The sequence below is a fragment of the Bifidobacterium sp. UTBIF-68 genome, assembly GCF_006408855.1.
GTDB classification, from domain to species: domain Bacteria; phylum Actinomycetota; class Actinomycetes; order Actinomycetales; family Bifidobacteriaceae; genus Bifidobacterium; species Bifidobacterium reuteri.
In genome coordinates this window covers 87090-110682 of record NZ_JFAN01000008.1, presented here as the reverse complement: position 1 = coordinate 110682, position 23593 = coordinate 87090, and the positions used below count along the sequence as shown (strand labels likewise).

The 23593-nt window shown below is 60.4% G+C and carries 18 protein-coding genes and 1 pseudogene; 7 read left to right on the top strand and 12 right to left on the bottom strand.

Features of this window, described 5'->3' with window-relative positions; genetic code table 11:
* From BW14_RS02825 to BW14_RS02810, 4 genes are all read right to left on the bottom strand, one after another.
* A partial coding sequence (locus BW14_RS02825; RefSeq protein WP_140489232.1) for an ABC transporter permease occupies window positions 1–1082 on the bottom strand: 1082 nt, incomplete at its 3' end.
* A 221-nt stretch (window positions 1083–1303) separates the two neighbouring features.
* Window positions 1304–2365, bottom strand: coding sequence for an ABC transporter substrate-binding protein (locus BW14_RS02820; RefSeq protein WP_140489231.1), 1062 nt, complete (start codon window positions 2363–2365; stop codon window positions 1304–1306).
* Window positions 2366–2741: 376 nt separating this feature from the next.
* Window positions 2742–3971 carry a PLP-dependent aspartate aminotransferase family protein gene (locus BW14_RS02815; protein WP_140489230.1) on the bottom strand — a complete coding sequence of 410 codons (1230 nt, stop codon included), beginning with the start codon at window positions 3969–3971 and terminating at the stop codon, window positions 2742–2744.
* A 111-nt stretch (window positions 3972–4082) separates the two neighbouring features.
* Window positions 4083–5315 carry a PLP-dependent aspartate aminotransferase family protein gene (locus BW14_RS02810; protein ID WP_140489229.1) on the bottom strand — a complete coding sequence of 411 codons (1233 nt, stop codon included), beginning with the start codon at window positions 5313–5315 and terminating at the stop codon, window positions 4083–4085.
* Between the two features lie 313 nt (window positions 5316–5628).
* Here BW14_RS02810 and BW14_RS02805 point away from each other — a divergent pair, with 313 nt between their 5' ends.
* Window positions 5629–6279, top strand: a complete 651-nt coding sequence (locus BW14_RS02805) for an alpha/beta hydrolase (protein WP_044090052.1) — start codon at window positions 5629–5631, stop codon at window positions 6277–6279.
* 84 nt (window positions 6280–6363) lie between these two features.
* Here the strand turns inward: BW14_RS02805 and BW14_RS02800 are convergent, their stop codons facing one another.
* On the bottom strand, window positions 6364–8586 hold the full coding sequence (locus BW14_RS02800) for a translation factor GTPase family protein (protein ID WP_044090053.1): 2223 nt from the start codon (window positions 8584–8586) through the stop codon (window positions 6364–6366).
* 208 nt (window positions 8587–8794) lie between these two features.
* Between BW14_RS02800 and BW14_RS02795 the strand changes: the two genes are divergently transcribed.
* Window positions 8795–9508, top strand: coding sequence for a PolC-type DNA polymerase III (locus BW14_RS02795; protein WP_140489228.1), 714 nt, complete (start codon window positions 8795–8797; stop codon window positions 9506–9508).
* Window positions 9509–9701: 193 nt separating this feature from the next.
* Here BW14_RS02795 and gmk read toward each other — a convergent pair whose 3' ends face one another.
* From gmk to efp, 6 genes and pseudogenes are all read right to left on the bottom strand, one after another.
* The gene (gmk, locus tag BW14_RS12200; RefSeq protein WP_258186033.1) at window positions 9702–10364 is read right to left on the bottom strand and encodes a guanylate kinase; all 663 of its coding nucleotides are present in this window, start codon (window positions 10362–10364) and stop codon (window positions 9702–9704) included.
* Window positions 10365–10373: 9 nt separating this feature from the next.
* A pseudogene (pyrF, locus tag BW14_RS12195) lies at window positions 10374–11291 on the bottom strand (orotidine-5'-phosphate decarboxylase); the annotation flags it as partial.
* A complete protein-coding gene (gene carB, locus BW14_RS02785; protein WP_140489226.1) occupies window positions 11291–14674 on the bottom strand; it encodes a carbamoyl-phosphate synthase large subunit in 3384 nt (1127 codons plus the stop codon). The pseudogene pyrF and the gene carB, both read right to left, overlap by 1 nt.
* A gap of 1 nt (window position 14675) precedes the next feature.
* The gene (gene carA, locus BW14_RS02780) at window positions 14676–15905 is read right to left on the bottom strand and encodes a glutamine-hydrolyzing carbamoyl-phosphate synthase small subunit (protein WP_140489234.1); all 1230 of its coding nucleotides are present in this window, start codon (window positions 15903–15905) and stop codon (window positions 14676–14678) included.
* A gap of 212 nt (window positions 15906–16117) precedes the next feature.
* Complete coding sequence (gene nusB / locus BW14_RS02775) at window positions 16118–16690, bottom strand: transcription antitermination factor NusB (protein WP_140489225.1); 573 nt, start codon at window positions 16688–16690, stop codon at window positions 16118–16120.
* Window positions 16691–16722: 32 nt separating this feature from the next.
* Window positions 16723–17286, bottom strand: a complete 564-nt coding sequence (gene efp / locus BW14_RS02770; protein ID WP_044090080.1) for an elongation factor P — start codon at window positions 17284–17286, stop codon at window positions 16723–16725.
* Window positions 17287–18634: 1348 nt separating this feature from the next.
* On the opposite strand from efp, the gene BW14_RS12190 reads away from it, so the two are divergent.
* The 4 genes from BW14_RS12190 (at window position 18635) to BW14_RS02750 (ending at window position 21178) form a co-directional block, all read left to right on the top strand.
* Complete coding sequence (locus BW14_RS12190) at window positions 18635–19096, top strand: hypothetical protein (RefSeq protein WP_238566996.1); 462 nt, start codon at window positions 18635–18637, stop codon at window positions 19094–19096.
* A gap of 334 nt (window positions 19097–19430) precedes the next feature.
* The gene (locus BW14_RS02760) at window positions 19431–20042 is read left to right on the top strand and encodes a sugar O-acetyltransferase (RefSeq protein WP_258185030.1); all 612 of its coding nucleotides are present in this window, start codon (window positions 19431–19433) and stop codon (window positions 20040–20042) included.
* Between the two features lie 275 nt (window positions 20043–20317).
* Window positions 20318–20965, top strand: coding sequence for a DUF2975 domain-containing protein (locus BW14_RS02755; RefSeq protein ID WP_258186032.1), 648 nt, complete (start codon window positions 20318–20320; stop codon window positions 20963–20965).
* On the top strand, window positions 20966–21178 hold the full coding sequence (locus BW14_RS02750; protein WP_044090058.1) for a helix-turn-helix transcriptional regulator: 213 nt from the start codon (window positions 20966–20968) through the stop codon (window positions 21176–21178).
* A 49-nt stretch (window positions 21179–21227) separates the two neighbouring features.
* Here the strand turns inward: BW14_RS02750 and BW14_RS02745 are convergent, their stop codons facing one another.
* Window positions 21228–22568, bottom strand: a complete 1341-nt coding sequence (locus tag BW14_RS02745) for an ABC transporter permease (protein ID WP_181161789.1) — start codon at window positions 22566–22568, stop codon at window positions 21228–21230.
* 197 nt (window positions 22569–22765) lie between these two features.
* Here BW14_RS02745 and BW14_RS02740 point away from each other — a divergent pair, with 197 nt between their 5' ends.
* Window positions 22766–23359, top strand: coding sequence for a TetR/AcrR family transcriptional regulator (locus tag BW14_RS02740; RefSeq protein WP_044090060.1), 594 nt, complete (start codon window positions 22766–22768; stop codon window positions 23357–23359).
* Window positions 23360–23593 lie beyond the last annotated feature (234 nt).

The following is a 23593-nucleotide window of genomic DNA, read 5'->3' as shown; positions in this document are numbered from 1 at the left end:
ACAAGTTTCATGATCAAGGAGAACAGTATGGCCATCACCACGATCGCCGCGAGGATCTCGTTGTATGCCGACCATGCCTTGGCCTGATCGATGTAGTAGCCAAGGCCACCGGGCTGACCCATCATCTCGGAAATGACCAAGGTCAGGAACGAGAGGCTGTTGGCCATGCCGATGCCGGTGAAGATGCTGGGCATGGCGTTCGGAATGGCCACATGGAACAGGATGTACGGCGTATGGGCGCCCAATGTGCGCGACGCTTCAACCAGCATCTTCGGCGTGCTCTGGATGCCTTGAGCGGTAAGGAACGCCACCGGGAACCAGGAGCAGATCAGCAGCAGGAAGACGGCCGCGATGAACGGGGTGGGCATCAGGGTCAAGGCAAACGGCATCCACGCGACCGCAGGAATCACACCGGTGATCTTCAGCAACGGGAACACCCAGTAGTAGGCGCGGGCGAACCATCCGATAAGCACGCCGGTCACCACACCCAGTACCACGCCGGATACAAAACCGGCCGCGAACAGACGCACCGAGTAGAACGTGTTCAAGGCGATGTAGTTGCCATCGGTCACAAACGGTTCCAGCACCTGAGCGGGCCCGGGGAAGAACGGCTGCGGCAACACCTGGAGTTTGGTGCCGGTGACATCCCACAGCGCCAACAGCAGTCCCATGGCGAAACGGAACTGCGCACGATACCGATACCGTCCGGCGGCCACCGGGTCACGCGCATCGACCGCGCCGATGATGACATACAGCACGACCAGCGCCGCAAGAAGGAACAGGTAGGCTTCCTGACCGTTGAGCAGGAAAATCCAGATCTGGCCTTGCTTGAATTGCACAGGTGCAATTTGCGGGAAGACCACGTTGACGATGGCTGCGATGACGAATCCCACCACAGAGAACGCCACGACGATCGGATATGGTACAGTGCGCGCCACTTTCGCGGAACCTGCCTCATAAGGAGCCGCCGAAGCACCGGCGCTGCCGCTCTTCAAAGCTATTGATTCCGACTGCGCATCGCGCGAGTCAAGCCCTGAGGCCGAGACAGGCTGGCCGACCGCTTCAGCTGTGATACTGCTCATTGTTCCCGGTTTTCCTTCCGATGACGTTTGATTGTTGTGAATACTCCACTGATTGTCGTGGGCGTCCCGCTCCGGCACCGATTCCGGTGCCTGTCCTGCAATATCAGGGCGGAACGCCCCGAACATCGGCTCACGCATGCTTATGTCATAACCATTGCATGCGAATGCGAACCGCATATTCGGAGCGAACCGTCATGATGTTGATGACGTGGCGTTGGGCGTCAGCTCAGGTCGATCTTCTGGTAGACCTGATCGGCGAACGCATCCGGGTTGTCGGTCTTCAGGAATCCGATGGACTTCAGACCTTCGGAGAAGAACTTCACGTCGTCCTGGATCTGGGCCTGCTCGTTGTCCTTCACGCCGTAGTCATAGCTCTTGAACAGTTTGACGATCAGCGCCTTGTCGTTGATGGTGGAGTACTTGTTCTGCATCACCAGATCGGCGGACTCTTCAGGATGCTGGGCGATGTAGTCGCGGGCCTTGTTGAGCGCGCGGATGATGGCGGCCATCTCATCGGGCTTCTCGTCGATGATCTTCTTGGAACCGTAGAGGAAGCAGCAGAAGCGCTTGGCGAACTGCGGATTCGTGCCGAGATCGAAGATGATGTCGACGGTGCCCTTCTCCTCCTGCATGGTGGGCAGCGGATCCCACAGGGCGGCGGCGTCGATCTGGCCGTTCTGCAGCGCCTCGAACTCGAGGTTCGCGTCATCGAACGGCAGGTACTTCACATCGCCGTTCTTCTGGTCGACGTTCAGACCGGCATCGCCGAGCCACAGGTTCGCGGCCTCGTACGGCGTGCCGCCGATTTCATCGACACCGATGGTCTTGCCCTTGAGATCCTGGGCGGTCTTAATCGGAGACCCCTTCTTGACGGCGATCTTGATGCAGCCCTTGTTCAGTGCGCCGACGACCTTGGTCTTCACGCCGTTCTCGATGGACGGGAAGAACTGGAAGTCGCCGTTGGTCACCGCGAAGCGGCCGGTGTCCAGACCGACCTTGCGGGTCTCGGTGTCGGCGGTCACCAGCTTGGCGTTGATGCCCTCCTCCTTGAAGAAGCCCTTTGCCAGGGCGATGCCGATAGGCGAGCTGCACAGCGAGCTAGACTTCGGGAATTCGACAGTGCCGTATTTGTAGTCGGCGGTCTGGGAGTTCGAGCTGTCGGAACTTGCCGTGTTGCTGGACGGAGCGGAGGTGCTCACGCCACAACCGCCGAATGTCAATACTGTCAGCAGGACACCGAAAATGGCGGTGCCTTCCATGATGAGACGATGCTTGTTCAGCATGATCCCTAACCCCTCTCTGAGCCATCCTTTATCTGACTGCATGCCAAGATATAACTGCCTGATGGTTCTCAATGTGGTAGATACGCGGAAGCAGATCGCTTCCGTCCCCCGACGATCCCGTGGTTTCTGATTCCAACCTTTCCACGTGCCGTGCGAAGTACTTTCATGGTACCGCGCAGAATTCCGGCAACCGCATGATTGCAACGTTTTTGAGTTCCGTATATTGGATAGCGGGGTATATGATTCGCTTATATGCAAGATATGAATATGCGCGATGCACCATGAGGCGCATCGCGCATATTCATGAAATGGATTACCGGCGCCGCGTTGGATTTACTCTTCCATGACGCTCGCGTCAATCCGTTCCTGTGGCGTTTCAGGACAGCAGGCTGTCGATCTGCTGGTCGATTCCCTCGGTGGAGTCATGCTCATTGTCAAGGCTTTCATAGGCCTTCTCGAGAGCCTGGCCCAGATCCTCGATAAGATCGTTCACATCCTCGATGCCCACGGACAGGCGAATAAGCTCGTCGGTGATGCCGACCTTGAGCCGTTCCTCGCGCGGCAGTTCGAAATGCGTCATGCGGGCGGGCAGCTCGGCAAGGCTTTCCACGGCACCCAATGAGACCGCCAGACGGAACACGTGCAGGTTGTTCAGCACCACTGCGGGGTCCACGCCATCCTTCACCTCGAAGCTCAGCACGCCACCGGCTCCCTTGAGGCCCTTGGCTTGAAGCTCACGGTCACCGTCCTTGCCCAATCCCGGATAGTTGACCTTCTTGACCAGCGGATGCTTCAGCAGATACTGCGCGATGGCCGCAGCGTTCCTCTGCTGGCGGTCCATTCTCAGGGCCAGCGTCTGGATGCCGCGACGCACGGCATCGCATTCCGTCGGAGGCAGAATGCCGCCCAGTCGGTTCTGCGCGAAGTAGATGCGGTTCGCCAGATCTTCGCTGGAGGTGACCACCAGTCCGGCGATCACGTCGGAATGGCCGGCAAGATACTTGGTGGCGGAATGGATTACCACATCGGCACCCAGATCGAGCGGCTGCTGCAGATACGGGGTCACGAACGTGTTGTCCACGATCACCAGGGCGCCGTACCTGTGGGCGATGGCGGCGATGCGGTTCACATCGTTGACCTGCAGGAGCGGATTGGTGATGGTCTCGAAATACACGGCCTTGGCCGGCGCGGTATCACCGTTGCCGCTGATGGCGCGTTCCAGCCGCTCGAAATCGTCGGAGGTGTTCACCGTAGTCAGGCGAAGACCCCAGCGGGTGAAATGGTCGTTCAACTGCGAGTAGCTGCCGCCGTACACGTTGTCGCCGGCGACAATGCGATCGCCCGGCTGGAAGATGGAGAGCACCGCGTGAATCGCCGCCAGACCGGATGCGAACGCAAAGCCTCGCGTGCCATGCTCCAACTGCGCGATCTGACGCTCCAGGAAATCACGGGTCGGATTGCCGCTTCGCGCGTAGTCGTATCGCGGGGTCGCGCCCACGAAAGGGAACGTGTACGTCGAGGAATTGTAGATCGGCGGGTTCACCGCTCCCGTATCGTTGTCATGAACCGGCAGACCATGTACGAGCTGCGTGTTGAACCTTGTCATCAGTAGTATTCCCTTTCGTGTTATGGGCAGTGGTCGGATGAATCGAAATCGACGCGAATCGGATAGTCATGCGGCATGCGGCCGTGTTCTGGAAGATGGCCGCATGCATCCTCAGGCGAATGCGCCCGAAGTCAGTTGGCTGAATACATCGGCTTCGGCATGGCGCTTGATGTACTCCTCGTAGGCGATCTCGAACGCCTGGCCCAGATCCTCAATGAGGTCGGCGGCGTCCTCGATGCCCAAGGACAGACGCACCAGTTCGTCGGTGATGCCGACCTTGAGACGTTCCTCGCGCGGCAGTTCGAAATGCGTCATGCGACACGGCAGCTCGGCCAGGGACTCGACGGCGCCAAGCGAGACCGCCAGACGGAAGACATGCAGGTTGTTGAGCACATCGGCCGGGTCGACACCGGGCACCACTTCGAAGCTCAACACACCGCCTGCGCCCTTCAAGCCCTTGGAGGCAAGACGCTGGTCGCCTGCTCCGGGCAGTCCCGGATAATGGACGGATTTGACCAGCGGATGGGCCAGCAGGTATCGGCCCACCGCGAGCGCGTTCTCCTGCTGGCGGTCCATACGCAGCGCCAACGTCTGGATGCCACGACGCACCGCATCGCATTCGGCCGGCGCCAGCACGCCGCCCAGACGGTTCTGAGCGAAATAGATACGATTGGCGAGTTCCTCGCCGGAGACGACCACCAGACCGGCGTTCACGTCGGAATGGCCTGCAAGATACTTAGTGGCGGAGTGAATCACGATATCCGCGCCAAGTGCAAGCGGCTGTTGCAGGTATGGGGTCACGAACGTGTTGTCCACGATGGACAACGCACCATACCGGTGGGCCACTGCGGAGATGCCGCGCACGTCGTTGACCTTGAGCAGCGGGTTGGTGATGGTTTCGAAGTAGACGGCTTGTGCTGGCGCGATGCCGTTCGCGGGGTCGACCTGGACGGCTGCCGTCAGGGCTTCCAGGTCCTGCGTGTCGATGGACTCGACCTTGAGACCCCAGCGGGTGAAGAATTCGTTGAGCTGCGAGTAGGTGCCGCCGTAGATATTGTCGCCCACCACAATGCGGTCGCCCGGCTTGAAGATGGAGAGCACGGCGTGGATCGCCGCCAAGCCGGATGCGAATGCGAAGCCTCGCGTGCCCTGTTCGAGCTGGGCAATCTGACGCTCCAGGAAGTCGCGGGTAGGATTGCCGCTTCGCGCGTAGTCGTAGCGGGGCATCGCGTCGACCCTCTCGAAGGCATATGTCGTTGAGTTGTAGATCGGCGGGTTCACGGCTCCGGTGTTGTTGTCATCAACCGGCAGTCCGTGGACGAGCTGAGTGTTGAACCTGGTCATTGCGCACCTCCCCTACGGTGTCTCGTTGCGATGTTGTCGCCGTGCCTGTTATGGTCGAGGCCCCTCCTCGCTTGGCACGTCTTCGACGATAACGCAAAAACACCGGTCTTGGCAGGCCTTGGTTATACGTGTTGGTTATGGGATGCTATGGGATGCTATGGGATGCTTCGGCAGGCCTGACTAGTATGCTGCGCCGTAAGTTCGTTGATCAATTGACTACCCCTAAGTCCCGCTTCGCGGGCCAGCTCCCCTGACAAGGGGAGCCTCCAATATTCAACGAACTTACGACCCGGCTCGACTAGACTGTGGAAGCATGAAGGTTACCAAGGCTTTGACCCGTCTGAAGGGTTCGCAGACCGATCCGGTGTTCCTGTTGCTGCATGGCTGGGGTTCCAATGAATACGATCTGCCTGATCTGCTCAACTACTGTGGAGCCGGTTCCGCTGACTACGCCAGTCTGCAGGCTCCTATCGCCTATGGCATGGGATACACGTGGTTCGGCTCCTGGTCGCATGAAGGCGTTCCCGAGGGCGCTTCTCTCGATGAACAGGCACACTCCGCCGCACAGGCCATCGACGACTGGGTCGCCGCGAACATCCCTGCAGAACGACCCGTGATCACCATGGGGTTCTCGCAGGGCGGTCTGCTCGCCTGCCATATGCTGCGATTCAACCCCGAGCGCTATGCCGCAGCCGTCTCTTGTTCCGGATGGCTGGCACCCGGTCCGGTCGCAGGCGATGTCGAGTTGAAGACGCTCGATCGTCCGGTGTTCTATGGTCATGGCGCCATCGACGACATCTTCCCGGCATCCGATGTGGCTGCGATGAGCATGTTCTGGCGCGAGCACAGCCAGCTTACTGAACAAATCTATCCCGGCATGGCGCATTCGATGAACATGCCGGAGATGCGCGACATTCAGCGCTTCCTCGAATCCAACGGTTTCATCCGTCCGCAGATCTGGTAGCAGCCCCTCTGCTCCATGCACCGGCCGCTGCCCGTGAAACATCCGGTGAAACAATCATCTGGTGCTTCACGGGCGGCGTATGCCTCATTGCGCGTAATCGACGTGCGCGAATTCAGGCACTTTGTACCATTTCACCGGGTAGCCGGCACCGTGCGCGCAGAATACGGAATCCGGGGTGTTGTCCAGGTCCGATTCCGGATCGTAATGTGCGTCACGAATCACCAGATTCTCGTCATGGCATGGACGGTATCCCCCGAATGTGGCGGAGAAGCGCCCGTGTCCGTGAGTGTATTGGCTGACTTCCATCGCATAGTCACGCATCTCGGAGACGGGAGCGCTGCCGGTCACCGTGGCGTACTCGCCATCATCGGCAGGCGTGTCGAACGTGCCCGACATGCGTTGGATGTCGCTCATCGCCCGGCCAATCATGGCGCTGGGCACTTCGAGCGTAAAGCGATACCACGGTTCCAGAACACGGCAGTTGCCAGGCTTGCTGGTATCAGGCCGTTCCTCCACCGGAGTCGAAGGATGTCCCGTCACTCCCGCGTGCGCTTCCATCAATCCCTGGCGGATGGCGCGATATGTGGCCTGTCTGAAGTCTCCGCCTTCCGTGTGTTTCAGATGCGCCTTGCCGGCCACCAACGTCATACGGATATCGGTCAATGGTGCTCCGATCAGCACGCCTAAATGCTCGCGCTCGGTCAGATGGGTGAGAATCAGCCGCTGCCAGTTGCGGTCCAGGTCATTCTCGCTGACCGCCGACGATACGGTTACGCCACTGCCCGGTTCCCCCGGCTCCAGCAGGATATGAGCCTCGGCATAATGCCTAAGCGGCTCGAAATGGCCGACGCCTTCAATCGGAGCGGTGATCGTCTCACGGTAGAGGATCGATCCGGCGCCGAAATCCACATGGAGGCCGAACCGCTCGGCGAGCGTCTGCTGGATGATCTCCAATTGCACGGCACCCATCAGCTGTATGTGAATCTCCTCAAGACGGGACACCCACACCACATGCAGCAGCGGATCCTCGTCCTCGAGTTCCCTCAATGCCGTCAGCACTTTGTGCAGTGTCAGATCGTCGAATGTCGGGCGTACGGCCGGAACCTGAGGCACATCATCCTCGCCGTCATCGGCACCGGAGCCGCTCGACCGGTCACCGTCGCTCGCAGAGCCGCCGTTGTTCACTGGAGATGCCGATTCCTTCGCTTCCGTCGCGCCCGCGCCGGCAGGCAGGACCGTATAGGTCAGCACCGGCTGCAATGCCGGCGCTCCGGCATCCAGCTCCGAGCCGAGCCCTGCACCGGGAAACGTACGAGTCAGACCGGTCACCGCGCATACCGCACCAGCCGGCAGCTCGGTCACCGTTTCGAATCTGGCGCCATTGTAGACGCGCACCTGATCGATCTTCTCATGCCACTGCGTCTCGTCGGCCGCATGCTGCATCGCCGTCCCATCGGGGTCGTTGCCGCTGACGATCTCCTTGGCTTTGAGACATCCGCCGGTCACCCGCAGCCAGGTCAGTCGATTGTGCTGACCGTCATGGGCGATCTTGAACACCTTGGCTCGGAAATCCTCAGCCCAACGCGGCTCCTGCGTATAGGTTTCCATACCATCCAGCAGGTCATCCACACCATCGAGTTTCAGTGCCGATCCGAAGTACACGGGGAACAATTCCCTGTCGGCTATCATCTGACGCACTCGCCCCAAGGTCACGGAACCCATATCCAGATATTCGTCCATCGCCTGCTCGTCCAGTGTGGCGATGTCCTCGACCATATCGCCGAACTCCACCGTGGCGGCTGATGCCGATTTCCCATCATGCTGCCGTACGTCCATGGAGGGCAGCGGAACCACGGCATCGCTCAACCGTTTGCGCAACTGCCGGAGCACGGCGTCACGGTCGAAACCGGCGGCGTCGCATTTGTTGACGAAGATGAACGTGGGGACATGATAGCGTGCCAGCAGACGCCACAGCGTCTCGGTATGGCCTTGCACCCCGTCCGTGCCGGAAACGACGAGAATCGCATAGTCCAGCACCGTGAGCACGCGTTCAGTCTCCGCGGCGAAATCCACATGGCCCGGCGTATCCAGCAGGGTGAGCGCCAGCTGTCCATGCTCCACCAGCGCCTGATGCGCGAAAATCGTGATGCCTCGGGCCTTCTCCAACGTATTGGTATCGAGGAAGGCGTCACCATGATCCACGCGGCCCAGCTTGCGAATCTCGCCGGTGCGGTACAGCAACGCCTCGGACAACGTGGTCTTGCCGGCATCCACATGGGCCACAATGCCCGCCACGATTCGCTTCATTCATCCCCATTTCCGTTCGGTGCCAGCGTGACGACAGTCCCATCGACCATCCCGGCAACGCGTTGTTCGCCCCACCAATATATCCATGCAGCATGAAATCGATCTGCGCCGCGAACCGAACGCCGTGATTCTCCCAGTCATTACATGACGGACTTGCCCGGCTTCCGCTACAATGGGCACTCGAAACAGCACACCCTGAGGAGCATGCGTGACGTATTCCGACATCAGCGTTTTCGGCCGGCCTTCCCCTTCCCCGTCCGCCACGGCATCGTTCAATACCGATGAATCCGGATTCCCACGCGATTATGTGACACTTGATCTGGAAACGACCGGATTCTACCCGAACCGTTGCGCCATCACCGAAATCGGTGCGGTCCGCGTACGGAACGGGCGAGTCATCGACCAATTCCAGGAATTGATCAATCCGTTGCGCCCTATTCCCGCGCAAATCACCGCTCTGACCGGTATCAGCGACGTCATGGTGGCCGATTGCGATCCGATCGACGAAGTGCTCCCCCGCTTCATCGATTGGCTGGCCGACGCTCCTGCCCTGTCTTCACCGGAGCGAATCGGCATAGAGCCGATTGTGGGGCATAACGTCAGTTTTGATCTTCGTTTTCTCGATTACAACGCCCGCCATATCGCAGGCTCGCCGTTCATGTGCATCGATTACGACACCATGCAGATCAGCCGTGTCCTGTTCCCCGAACACCGGCATCATCGTCTGGCCGATCTTATCGTACGGTTCGGCATTGCCGACAATGAGGAGCATCGTGCGCTGAGCGATGCGATTCAGACGCAGGAATGCTTCGAATGGATGCACCGGTACATCCAGCAAAACGATCTGGAGCATTTCGGCTGGCGTATGGTTCCCGCCAAGACCAGCGCCGATATCAGGCATCGGCAACTCGTGCTGCGCTGAACATGATTGTGGCTCCACACGAAGGGGAGCCACAAAACAGCCGCGAATCCGCAATCGCTAGAGGTCCGGCTCACTTATGAAACGAGTATTTCAGATTCCTATCTCTCCCCCAGTCGGCTTCGCCGCCAGCCCCCTCATCAGAGGGGGCCAATACCGCTTAGACAATTGCGAGACAAACCACTAAATCACCGGGTCACAGACCGTATTCCTTGGCGATGACCGACCACAGTTCGTCTGCTGCGCGATCGACATTGTCGTTGACGATGGTCACGTCGAACTCGTTTTCGGCGGCGAGCTCCACCTTGGCGGTCTCGAGGCGCTTGTTCACTTCCGCCTCGGATTCGGTGCCACGACCCTTGAGACGGCGTACCAGCTCATCGAAGCTCGGCGGCGCAATGAACACATACACCACGTCCACGCCAAGCTCCGCAGCACGCTCCTTGATACGGCGGGCACCTTGCAAATCGATTTCCAGCAAGGTGGGGACGCCTTCGGCCAGATGCTCCTGCACCGGCTTCAACGGGGTGCCGTAGCGTGCGAGGCCATGCACCAGAGCGGTTTCCAGGAACTCGCCCTTGTTCTCCTTGGCGGAGAACTCCTGGTCAGTCAGGAACCAGTAGTTGACACCATTGACTTCGCCCGGCCTTGGCTTGCGGGTAGTGGCGGACACAGACAGCCACACCCCCGGATGCTTCTTGCGCATCGCGTTCTCCACAGTGCCCTTGCCGACGCCTGCGGGTCCGGTAAGCACCACCAAGCGTCCCTTGGGCTTGTCGCCCTGAGCGGCATTCGCCGAATCGGCTGCCGCCGGCTCGCTGTTCGCGTTGGCGTTCGCGTTCGCGGTATTTGTTCCCATGCCGTCCTTTTCCTTGTTGTCGCCTTCGTTCATGGCTTCGTACAATGCCTGCCGCACGTCAAGGGCGATGGATTCAGTGGCCTGCTTCAAAGCGCTGATATCAGGTCCGTGAGATGCGATGAAGCGCGATACGGTGACCAGCACGTTGCCGCGGGTACCCTTGAACACCGTCTTGAGGTCCTTGGCCTCAGCGCCTTGCCAGCCATAGCCCGGGGAGAGGATAGGACCGGTGAACTGGGAAGGATCCACACCGGAATCCTGAATCCACTGGCCGATGGTCGCGCCGATGATTAATCCGACGGATCCCATGCCCTCGATGTCCACGTTGTGCTTCTGGGCGGTCGCGGCGATGCCATAGGCGACCGTGTGGCCCTGGTAGTCGCCGGACTGGCGGATGGCCGTCTGCAGGCTCATGCCTTCAGGATTGGAGGTCAGCGATGCGACGAACACACCGCGACCGTTGTCCAGCGCCTCGGAGATGAGGCCATTGAGCGAACGTGCGCCATAGTATGGCAGCAGCGTGATGGCATCTGCCAACATCGGGGAGTTCGGCTTGAAATACGCATCCGCGATGGCGGAGATAGTGGTGGGCAGACCGCCATGCAGGCAGTCCACGATGGTGATGACGCCCATCTGGCGTGCCGCATAGAGCACACGCTCGAGCGCTTCGAACCCCTTGGATCCGTAGCGCTCGAACATAGGCGTCTGGAATTTGACCGCCGCGGCGCAGCCGCTGGCTGCCTGCAACATACGCATGGAAAACAGTTCCGCGCCTTCGGCGTCGACGTTATACCCCCAGTCGGCGAGAAGCTTCCGGTGCGGATCGATGCCCACACATAACGGCCCATATTTTGCCATAGAGTTGCTCAGACGCAAACCGAAATCGGAACGCTGCGCGTTCAACTCCTCGCTGCTGGGTGTAACCATCAGAACTCCTGTCTCTCTAATTCGAACAGCTGCTTCGAATGATCCTGGATGCTCATGATCTGATAATCATTATGCTTCACGGCCTCGATGGCGAGGAGGGCAGCCTGGAATTCAGTGACGGTGGTGAACTGGGGCAAATCCGCTGCAATTGCTGCCGCGCGGATGGAGTAGCCGTCGGAACGGGAGCCTCGGGAGTTCGGCGTGTTGAGGATCATATCGATCTTGCCGTCCTCGATGAGCTGCACCACGTTCTTGCCCACGGACCCTTCGGCGTGGTGGACGACCACCGGCGCTTCCGGGTCGGAGTCCACACGGGTGCTGATCTTGTCCACGACATTGGAATCGATGCCGTAGCGGCGCAGCACGGATGCGGTGCCCTCGGTGGCCCAAATCTTGAAGCCGAGTTCTTCAAGGCGCACGGCGATCAGCGGCAGCTGACGCTTGTCGGTGTCGTTCACGGAGATGAACACGTTGCCGTGGGTCGGCAGGCCACCGTCATATGCCGCAAGCTGGCTCTTGGCGAACGCGTGCGGGAAGTCGCGGTCGAAGCCCATGACCTCGCCGGTGGAGCGCATCTCAGGTCCGAGCAGGATGTCCACGGTCTTGCCGACCGGGGTGCGGAAGCGCTTGAACGGCATCACGGATTCCTTGACCGCCACCTGCTGGCCGCGGTGCATCACGCCGCCGTCGCCCTTGGGCAGCAGCAGACCGTTCTTGCGCTGGTCGGCGATGGTCTCGCCGGCCATGATGCGTGCAGCCGCCTTGGCCAGCGCCACACCGGTCGCCTTGGAAGCGAACGGCACCGTGCGGGATGCGCGCGGGTTGGCCTCGATGACATACAGCGTATTGGCCATGAACGCATACTGGACGTTGATCAAACCCTGCACATGGCAGCCCTTGGCGATGGCATACGTGCCCTCGCGCAGACGACGAATCTGGTCGTCGGACAGGGTGGACGGGGGCAGCGTGCATGCGGCGTCGCCGGAGTGCACGCCGGCTTCCTCGACGTGCTCCATGATGCCGCCGATGTACAGTTCCTCGCCGTCGAACAGCGCATCGACATCGATTTCGATGGCGTCCTGCAGGAACTTGTCGATCAGCAGCGGGGATGGCAGACGGCCGGACACGACGGTGTCGGCCTTGGCTTCGGCCAGTGCGCGATCCACGTACTTGGTGAGCTGCTTGTCGTCGTAGACGATTTCCATGCCGCGTCCGCCGAGTACGTAGCTCGGGCGCACGAGCACCGGGTACCCGATGCGGTGAGCGGCATCCATGGCCTCTTCGAGGCTCAGGGCGGTGCCGTAACGCGGGGCGTTCATCTCCGCCTTCTTCAGGACCTCGCCGAAGAGCTCACGGTTCTCGGCCAAGTCGATGGATTCCGGCGTGGTACCGAGGATCGGAACACCGGCGGCCTTCAGACGCGCCGCCAGGGAGAGCGGGGTCTGACCGCCGAGCTGCACGATGACGCCCTTGACCGGGCCCATCTTCTTTTCGGCTTCGTAGATCTCGAGCACGTCTTCGAAGGTGAGCGGCTCGAAATACAGGCGGTCGGACATGTCGTAGTCGGTGGACACGGTCTCCGGGTTGCAGTTGACCATGATCGTGTCATAGTCCTTGCCGAGCTCCTGCACCGCGTGCACGCAGGTGTAGTCGAACTCGATGCCCTGGCCGATGCGGTTCGGGCCGGAGCCGAGGATGATCACGGCCTCGCGTTCGCGCGGACGCAACTCGGTCTCGTCGGCGTAGCAGGAGTAGTAGTACGGCGTGGCCGCATCGAATTCGGCGGCGCAGGTGTCCACGGTCTTGTAGACCGGACGGATGCCGTAGTTCCAGCGCAGCTCGCGGACGGTGTTCTCTCCCCCGTCGCCAAGGCCGCGCAGATGTGCGATCTGCACATCGGACAGGCCGGCGAGCTTGGCCTTCTTCAGGAGCTTCGGGGTCAGGGTCTCGGCCGCGCGTACGGTCATGGCCATGTCGTTGATCAGCATGATCTGCTTCAGGAACCACGGGTCGATCTTGGTGGCCGCATACAGCTGCTCGATGGTGGCGCCGCCCCAGATGGCGTGCATGAGCTGCAGATAGCGATGCTCGGTCGGCACCTTGACCTGTTCGAGCAGTTCGGCGACCTCCTCGGCGGACGGCTGCTCACCGTCCCAGTTGAAGCCCATGTGGCGCTTGTCGATGGAGCGCATGGCCTTGCCCAGGGACTCCTGGAAGTTGCCGGCCAGCGCCATAGCCTCGCCCACGGACTTCATCGAAGTGGTCAGGGTCGGGTCGGCGCCCGGGAACTTCTCGAAGGCGAAGCGCGGCACCTTGGTGACGACGTAGTCGATGGTCGGCTCGAAGGAGGCCGGCGTGGACTGCGTGATGTCGTTGCGAATCTCGTCGAGCGTGTATCCGAGTGCCAACTTGGTGGCGATCTTGGCGATCGGGAAGCCGGTGGCCTTGGACGCCAGCGCGGAGGAACGGGAGACGCGCGGATTCATCTCGATGACGATGATGCGGCCGGTCTTGGGGTGCACGGCGAACTGGATGTTGCAGCCGCCGGTGTCCACGCCAACGCCGCGGATGATGGCGATGCCGATGTCGCGCAGCTTCTGGTATTCGCGATCGGTCAGGGTGAAGCAGGGTGCCACGGTGATGGAGTCACCGGTGTGCACGCCGACCGGGTCAACGTTCTCAATCGGGCAGACGACCACTACGTTGTCGTTGCGGTCGCGCATGAGCTCGAGCTCGAATTCCTTCCAGCCTTCGATGCCTTCCTCGATGAGCACTTCATCGGTCGGCGAATAGTGGATGCCAGCACCGGCGATGCGGTGCAGCTCCTCCTCATCGTGCGCGATGCCAGAGCCGAGACCACCCATCGTGAAGCTCGGGCGCACGACCAGCGGGTAGCCGAGTTCTTCGGCGATGCGGTCGCATTCCTCAAGGCTGTGGGCGATGCGGGAGCGTGCGGATTCGGCGCCGGCCTCATCCACGACCTTCTTGAAGAGCTCTCGGTCCTCGCCTCGGTCGATGGCCTCGAGGGAGGCACCGATCAGCTCGACGTTGTACTTCTTGAGCACCCCCGCCTCGCCAAGGGCCATGGCGGCGTTGAGCGCGGTCTGGCCGCCCAGGGTCGGCAGCAATGCGTCAGGGCGTTCCTTGGCGATGATCTGCTCGAGAATGGGGGTGGCGATCGGTTCGATATAGGTGGCGTCGGCCATCTCGGGATCGGTCATGATGGTGGCCGGGTTCGAGTTGACGAGGATGACGCGGATGCCTTCCTCACGCAGGACGCGGCATGCCTGGGTGCCCGAGTAATCGAACTCCGCGGCCTGACCGATCACGATCGGGCCGGAGCCGATGACCATCACGGATTTGATGTCGGTGCGCTTCGGCATATCACTTACCTTCCTTGGAGTCGTTGTTGACGTTGCTGACGTTGGCGCGAGCGTCGCGCGGGTTGTTCTTCATAAGATCGCAGAAACGATCGAACAGGTATGCCGCGTCGTGCGGGCCTGCGGCCGCCTCCGGGTGGTACTGGACGGAGAACGCGGGGATGTCCACGCACTGCAGGCCCTCGACCACGTCGTCATTCAGATCGATGTGGCTGACGAACACCTTGCCGTACCTGCCATCCTCGAACGGGGCGTTGACGGTCTCGCCGATCGGCGCGTCCACGGCGAAGCCATGGTTGTGGGCGGTGACCTCGACCTTGCCGGTGGTCACGTCCTTGACCGGCTGGTTGATGCCACGGTGACCGAACTTGAGCTTATAAGTGCCGAAGCCGAGCGCCCGGCCAAGCAGCTGGTTGCCGAAGCAGATGCCGAAGAACGGGTATCCGGCGTCCAGCACCTTGCGGAGCAACTCGATCTCGGGGCCGGCCTGCTCCGGATCGCCCGGGCCGTTGGAGAAGAATACGCCATCGGGGTTCAGCGCCTCGATCTGTTCGAAGGTGGTGGTGGAGGGGACCACATGCACGCGGCAGCCGCGTTCGGCCATACGGTGCGGGGTCATGCCCTTGATGCCGAGATCCACGGCGGCGACGGTGTACAGCGGTTCCTTGCCTTCGTATTCGCCACACGGCTCGATGGTGTACATCTCCTTGGTGGAGACCTCGTCGTACAAGCTCAGGCCTTGCATCTGCGGAGTGGCTTTGACGTCTTCGAGCAGGCCGGCTACATCGCGAAGACGGCCTGTGCCGCCATCGACCAGCGCCTCACCGGAGAAGATGCCGGCGCGCATCACGCCTGCCGAACGCAGGTGACGCACCAGCTTGCGGGTGTCGATGTGGCTCAGCGAAACGATGCCGTTCCTCTTGAGGTCATCGTCCAGGCTGCCTTCGGCGCGCCAGTTGCTCACATTCGGCGAGGGGTCGCGCACCACATAGCCGGCGACCCAGATACGCGAGGACTCGGGGTCCTCATCATTGACGCCGGTGTCCCCGATGTGCGGGAAGGTCTGAACGACGATCTGTCGATCGTAGCTGGGATCGGTGAGCGTCTCCTGGTATCCGGTCATGCCGGTGGCGAAGACGATCTCACCGGTCGTCTTGCCCAAGGCGCCGTAAGGCTCCCCCACATATACCTGTCCGTCTTCCAAAACAAGAACAGCATCGTCCTTGTCATACATGGGAATATCGACGGTTCCGGACTCATTCTGGCTCACCAAAACCCCCTTATGCTTCTTTCGGGTATTCGTACCAAGGTTATAGGCCAGCGAAGACTCACACGCCGCATTCTCGCAACGGCGTGAGTTGCTGCATTCGGTCCCGTTCCTGCTGGCGGGGAATCGGGACCGCCCATAAAAAAGCCTCCCCCAATGGGGAGGCTGTAACACAATGACTATTCCACCGTCTGCTGAGGTTCAGCGGACGGCGTTGCAGCGTCGACGGCATCGGAAGGACTGGAGGAATCACCGGAGTCCAGTGTTTCGACGGATTCCGAGGACGTGCCGTCTTCCGACTGATCGTCCATCTCGGCGACCTCTTCTTCCGCGTTCGCGGCTATTTCGGCGTTGTCCCTTGCGGTGCACACCGCCGAAAGCAGTCCGTGGATAAAGGCCGGGGCGTCATCATCGCACAGGGTCTTGGCCAGTGCCAATGCCTCGTCGATGGCCACCTTGTCAGGCACCTCGTCGTTGAACAGAATCTCCCACGTGGCGATGCGCAGGATATTGCGATCCACCACGCCCATGCGCCTGACCGTCCAACCCGTCGAGCATTCGTTCAGGGTCCGGTCGATTTCACGACGGTGCTCGGCCACACCACGAACGATTTCGATGGCGTAGTCGGGAAGCGGGGTCTGGGCGCCTGGCTGGGCGATGCGCTCATCGAGCAGAGACAGGATGTCCTGGCTCTTTTCATCTGCCTCATACAGGGTGTTCAACGCCCTCTTACGCGCGGTGGAACGTGCCATACTGCTGTCAATCCTCCAGTATCGGGGAAGAATCAGTTCTCGCGGCCGGTGTAGGAGCCGTCTTCGGTGTTGATCTTGACGCGGTCGCCCTCGTTGATGAACAGCGGCACCTGGATTTCGGCACCGGTCTCGACGGTGGCCGGCTTCGTGCCGGCGTTGGAGCGGTTGCCCTGCAGGCCCGGCTCAGTGTGGGTGACAGTCAGGACCACGGATCCCGGCAGTTCGACGTTCAGCGGAGTGCCATCGTGGAAGGACACGATGCAGTCGGTGCCTTCGAGCAGGAACTTGGCCTTGTCGCCCACCAGAGCCTGCGGCACATAGATCTGGTCGTAGGTGTCCATGTCCATGAACACGAAGTTGTCGCCGTCCTCGTAGGAGTACTGGAGCGTACGGTTGTCCACGGTCTCGAATTCGATCTTCATGCCGGCGTTGAAGGTCTTGTCAACGATCTTGCCGGAGAGCACGTTCTTGATGGTGGTGCGCACGAAAGCGGGGCCCTTGCCCGGCTTGACGTGCTGGAACTTCATGACAGTCCACAGCTGGCCGTCCAGGTTCAGAACAGAACCGTTCTTGATGTCGTTGGTAGTCTGTGCCACGTTATTCACCTGTTTTCAAATTCAAACTTCTAGGGCAATGCCCAAAATTGCCTTGGCAATTATGCCACAACCGGTATACAGCGCAAGAACCGTCGCGTTCACCGCGTGCCAACAGTGCCCGGGATCACGGATGGCGCCCTGAGACATCGCCCTCCGGATTGCCCTCCAGGTCACCTTCTGAATCGTCCTCCAGGTCGTCCTTCCCGATTGCCCTCCGGGTCGTCCTCCAGATCGCCCTTCCCGATTGCCCTCCAGGTCGTCCTCCGGATTGTCCTCCAGCGGACTGCAGAAGACCGTATGTTCGCGTCTCGACGACATAGTCGCGAACTTACGGTCCTTTCTGGCCTCCCAACAGGCTGTATGTGCGCGGCGCTCTCGTCAAGATGCGAACATACAGCCTGTTGGGCGTCAAGTACCCCAGCGTACAACCCAGCGTACGCCTCAGAACACCTGCCAAAACCGAAAAACCAGCGCTGCCGGCAGCATGGCACGAGCGCCATGCAGAGCATCATACGCTCCGACCACACAAAACTGCACAACCATGCGCAAAGCCGCACAACAGTTTATGAGTTATCCACATTATCCTGTCTGAAACTGAAGCTGGAACCACATACCCCGAATCCGCTTGCCTTGGTACACACGTTCGAGCAACCATGGCTGCATGAGAACACATATCGAACTTGATGCGCTCTGCGACGACGCCGAACGCAACCAACGCTGCTTCTATCCCACGTCCAACGCCTTGCGACAAGCCACATACGTCCGGCTCCGCAATGGTTATCTGGTGCGCCCGTATCGAAACGTCTACGCCCGCGCCTCATATTGGGGCAATTTGAATCCCGCTGAACGCTCGCGGCATATCATCCGTACACTATCCCGGCAATTCCCGAACCGTGTTTTTGCCGGTCTCAGTGCGGCAGCGATGCTGCATCTCGAATACGGCTGGAACCTGCATAACACGGGATCCATATTCATTGTGTCATCCACCGGCAGCCCCAAGCGAACATATCGGAAGCTACAGCGAATCAGCATGACCAACCCGCCCGTTTCGACGGTGCTGCAATATCGGCATAACAAGGGCCTTGGAAGCAAATTGATGCAAGGCTCATTAACCTTGGAATCATGCGGGACGCAAGACCCAGCATCCACGGGGATGACGCAGACCGCAATACCCGGTGTCAGACAACACGACATCACCGACATGGTCCGCATAACCTCACCAGCGAGGACCTTGGTCGATTGCGCAACCCGATATCCTTTTGTCCAAACCCTCCCGATGTTCGACTCGGCGATGCGCAACCATCTGGTCACAGCGCAGGAGGTATTAGACATCTGCGACGGAATGCGCATGGATTGCGGCAGCGTCATGCGACTGCTCCATTATGCGAATCCGCTGAGCGAAAACGGCGGCGAATCATTCTGCAGGGCGGTGATCATCGAAGAGGGATTCGCTACGCCGCAACTCCAGCATGTATTCACCGACACCGATTCCTCCTGGATGAAGTACCGTGTGGATTTCATATGGCACACGGAGGATGGGCGCATCATCGTGCTGGAATACGATGGCGCGGCAAAATACACCGATCCGGCAATGACCAACGGCAACAACGTGCATACCGTGGTCCAGGCAGAACGAGATCGCGAGGATGCGCTGAGACGAGCCGGAGTGACTGCGATCATCCGCACGAATTATCAGGAAGCGGCCCAACGGGCTCCGCTCATACGCAAGCTCATCGATGCACGAGTCCCCACGGTCGGCATGAATGCGCGGTATGAGCACGCAACCGATGTGACCGGACGCGAACTGTAGCGGCCTGCAATGCGCCTCGAGCAACGGGGCTTCGAGCCTGCACCCGACCGGCAGAGGCTGTATGTTCGCGTCTCGACGGCATAGTCGCGAACTTACGGTCCTTTCCGGCCTTCCAATAGGCTGTATGTGCGCGGCGCTCACGTCGAGACGCGAACATGCAGCCATTCCGCGCCTCTCAACAGACCGTATGTGCGCGGCGCTCTCGTCAAGACGCGAACATACAGCCCGTTAAGCCTAGATAAGAACCAGGCATCGCGGCAAACCCCCTGCAGCAGCTAGGATGGCAACGTAACCATTACTGGAAGTACATGGGACTAAGCAAAGGACCGTGATCATGATGGACAATGCAGCACGCCGCAGCGAACAACTCCCCTACCACTATGACGACCCCAGCATTATGGGCGATCAGCTCGAGTATCAGGAGAAGCTCTGGGAGTTCAACCAGACCCATCCCACCGACCAGGCCGGCAAGCAACGGCTGCTCAAGGAGATGTTCGCCGAAATCGGCGAGGGCTGCCATGTGGAGACGCCGGCGCACGCCAACTGGGGATTCCATCACGTACGCATGGGTAAGGGCGTCTACTGCAACACGAATTTCACTTGCGTGGATGACGGAGACATCACCATTGGCGACTGGTGCATGTTCGGCCCGAACGTGGTCATCGCCACCGCCGGCCACCCGGTGCTGCCCATCCTGCGCGAACATCATTACGTGTATGCGATTCCCGTCGTCATCGGGCGCAACGTATGGGTCGGCGCGAATGTGACCATCCTGCCAGGCGTCACCATCGGCGACAACACCGTGATTGGCGCCGGCTCGGTCGTCACCCACGACATCCCCGCGGACTCGGTCGCCTACGGCGCGCCCTGCCAGGTGGTACGCCCCATCGGCGAACAGGACCGTGAATACTACTTCAAGCGCCGCAAGCTTGACGTTTGGGAGTGATCCGGCGAGACAGGCCACGGCAAAAGCCCGCCACGCCACGCCTGCGCATCAGATCCGCGTATCAGATCCACGCCAGCACCGCAACCCTTTCATGATTCCGCCCGAACTACTCAAACCCTGCTTGACATATCGAATTTCGATATAATAGTATTGAAATACAATCGAACCCACGGATGGGTCGGTTCGGCAGGAAAAGCACGGCAACACACGCACGGCGGCACGGGCACAGCCAAGAAACGCAGCAGTACAAGCACCATCAGGAAAGGGCGGTCATCATGGGCGCGCTGAGTCATCCCAACCATCCCAACAATTCAGACCATCCAACCGGGTCGCGGACAGGGGGGCCGGCAGTCCCGGGCGGCGACGTCGAGAACTCCGCCGAAGACACCGCGATGTGGCAGGAGTATCACCCCACGGCAATCGCGGTGCTCAAGGGGTTCATCGTGCTCTTCGAGCTGATATGTCTGTGGGGGCAATACGTCATCTATGTGATGGCCGGCGACGTGGTCGCGCTGTATCCCGAGACCGCGCCGGCCCGCTGGCCGTACACCATCGTCGGAATTTTGGGGGTCGCATGTTTCGAAGTGGCGTTGATCCCCCTATGGAGGCTTCTGGATCTGGTCAAACGCCGCGACGTGTTCTCCGGCAAGGCGGTGTGGTGGACGAATGCCATCATCGTCTGCGCGGCGGCCGAGGGAGCGCTCGTGCTGTTCGTGCTGCTGTTCGGTCTGTTCGCCGACTTCCAGTACTGCGACCCAACCAGCGGCGACTGCTTCAACGCCTCGATGACCATGCCGGCGGTCGGTCTGGCATGTCTGGTGGCGCTGCTGCTCATCGCCGCGTTCATTCTGCTGATGCTGGTGATGCGCTCGCTGCTCAGCGCCGCCATCGCACAGCGCAACGAGCTTGAGGCGGTGATCTGAATGGCGATCCGCATCAATCTCGACGTGATGCTGGCCAAGCGCAAGATGGGCGTGGGCGAGCTAGCCGATCGCATCAATATCACGCCAGCCAACGTATCGATTCTGAAGAACGGCCGCGCCAAGGCGATTCGGTTCTCCACGCTCGATCAGATCTGCAAGGTGCTGGATTGCCAGCCCGGCGACATCCTCGAGTTCGTGGATGAAGGACGATAGCCAACGAGTAACCGACACACGGCACGCCACGGACAGGGAGCGCCCCGCATCAGTCGCGCCCGCGCTTGCCGAGCGGCAGCAGTCCGGCAACGATGAACACCACCAGACCGACGCACACCACGACCATCAGCGGTTCGGATGCGGCGTTCCACCAGCCGTCGCCACTGTAGAGCACCGCGCGCACACCGTCGCCGATATAGCGCTGCGGTACCCAGCCGTAGACCCAGTCACGCCAGAAACCGGGCAGCAGCTCGTATGGGAACAGACCGCTGGTCATGCCGAGGCCGAGACCAAGGACGCCGCAGAGCACGCCGAGCGGTATCGCGATGTTCATCAGCGCGAGCATCACCGACATGACGGCGAAGCTGGCGAGCCACAGGAACCCAATCATCGAGGCCGGCGGCCAACCGGAGCCCAACATGGCGAAGATGCAGCACGCACCAAGCGCGATGCACAGCGACCAGACGAGCGCGGCGCACAACTGCACGCCGAAGGACACCCAACGTTGCGGCTTGGAATCATAACGCTTGCGGCCGAGCTGCATCACGGTGAGCACGGCGACGATCAGCGACATCATATACGTGGGCATGATGAGCACGTTCTGCCCCATCATCGCCGCGGTGGGCAGACTGCTGTTGGACTTGACGTCGCCGGCGTTGATCGTCTTGACCTCCACCTTCGCGCCGCTCTGGGAAAGCATAGCCGGCACGCTCTGCTTGAGCAGGCTGGCGACGAGCGGGCTCTTCGAGTTGTCGATGGTAAGGGTGACGGACGGGGCGTTCTCGTCGTCGGCCGAAGCGGATGTGCCGGATGCATTGGAAGCGGTGGTACCGGCGGACGCGGAACCGGCGGCACCGGCCGTATCGCCGGACTGAGCGGCGATGGCCTTCTGCATCGCTGCCTGCACATACTGCTGTGCGGCGGCTCCGGTCAGCCCCTGCCCCGCCGCTTCGGCCTGCGCCTTGGTCATGGTCTGCGCAAGCGCCGTGGCGGACTCGATCTGAGCCTTGGCCGCCGCCTGCTTTACGGCCATCTGCTTGGCAGTGAAGTCCTTCGGAATCACGATTGCGGCGTAGTAGTCATGATCGGCGAAGGCCTTGTCGAGATCGCCCTGAGAATCGACCTCGGTCCAGACCATCGGCTGTTCGTCGGCACTGTCGGACGATGAGGCACCATCCGAGGCTCCGGTCAGCTTCTTGACCATCGCATCGCCCACATTGACCTCCCCTTGGGCGGTGGTCGCACCTTCGTCCAGCGACAGGATGGCGACCGGCAGCTCCCTGATCTGCGCGTTCATCATCGGGTAGAACATCAGCGCCATCAGGCAGGAGACGGCGATGATCACTATCAGCGGCAGACCGTATTTCGCTCGCTTTTGCAACGATTCCATCATAGGTTCCTCTCGTTCGCGGATTCACAACGAACCCAACCGAACGACGAGAATACCCAACACGCTGTGGAATATAAATCCCCATAACTCGATATGATGTTGGGTTATAGAGGACAGGTCATTGATGACGGCGACACAGCGCCGATTATGGCCGGCGAAGGTGGCGTCCATCGATGAATAAGACGAGGAGATTGAATATGGGACGACCGAAAGCGGACGAGCAAGGCGCGCCCGAGAAGATGCAGCAGACGTTCTGGCGATTGATGGAGGTGAAATCATATGCACAGATCACCGTCAGCGACATCACTCGAGAGAGCGGACTGAATCGCAGCGCCTTCTACTACCATTACACGTCAATCCCGGAGCTGGCCGACGACGCCATCGCCGCACTGTATGCGAAATCGAACGTCGCCGCATTCATCGTCCATCTCATTCGCCAACCGGATGATGTGGATGCCATCAGCGACTATGGCAAGCGCCTCACCGACCCCGAGTATCTCGACTGCATTCACAAGCTCATACTGATCGCCGGGCCACATGGTTCGGCCGGGCTGGTACGGCAGCTCAAGAGTTTCGTCATAGACATCTGGCTATCCTCGATCGGCGTCCCGCCGGAATCGCTGAGCCCCGTGCAACGCATCACAGCGGAATTCGCCGCCAGCGGCATCCTGGGTATGCTCAGTTCGGTGCAGGGGATGCTTGAATCCAAGACCTTTGACCCCGATTGGATTAGTCAATCCCCTGTTCCCCGGACCGTCTCCCAGCTCGTGCACTCGCTGAAGGAGCAGTAAGGAACGGCAGGGACGAGATGCAGAGCGCACGGATAGGGGCATCGGCGTGCAGCGAGCATTCGACTGTTACCATGACAGAACGTTAGCCTCGTTCACCCACCCCTTGACCATGCGGAACCTGCGAGGATACTTATCTCACAACGGCAACCATAAAAACCACAGAACAGGCCGTTTTTACCTACCCCTATAATCCACCCTTTCGGAACCGAGTGGGACGGAACTGCAAAAACGCCC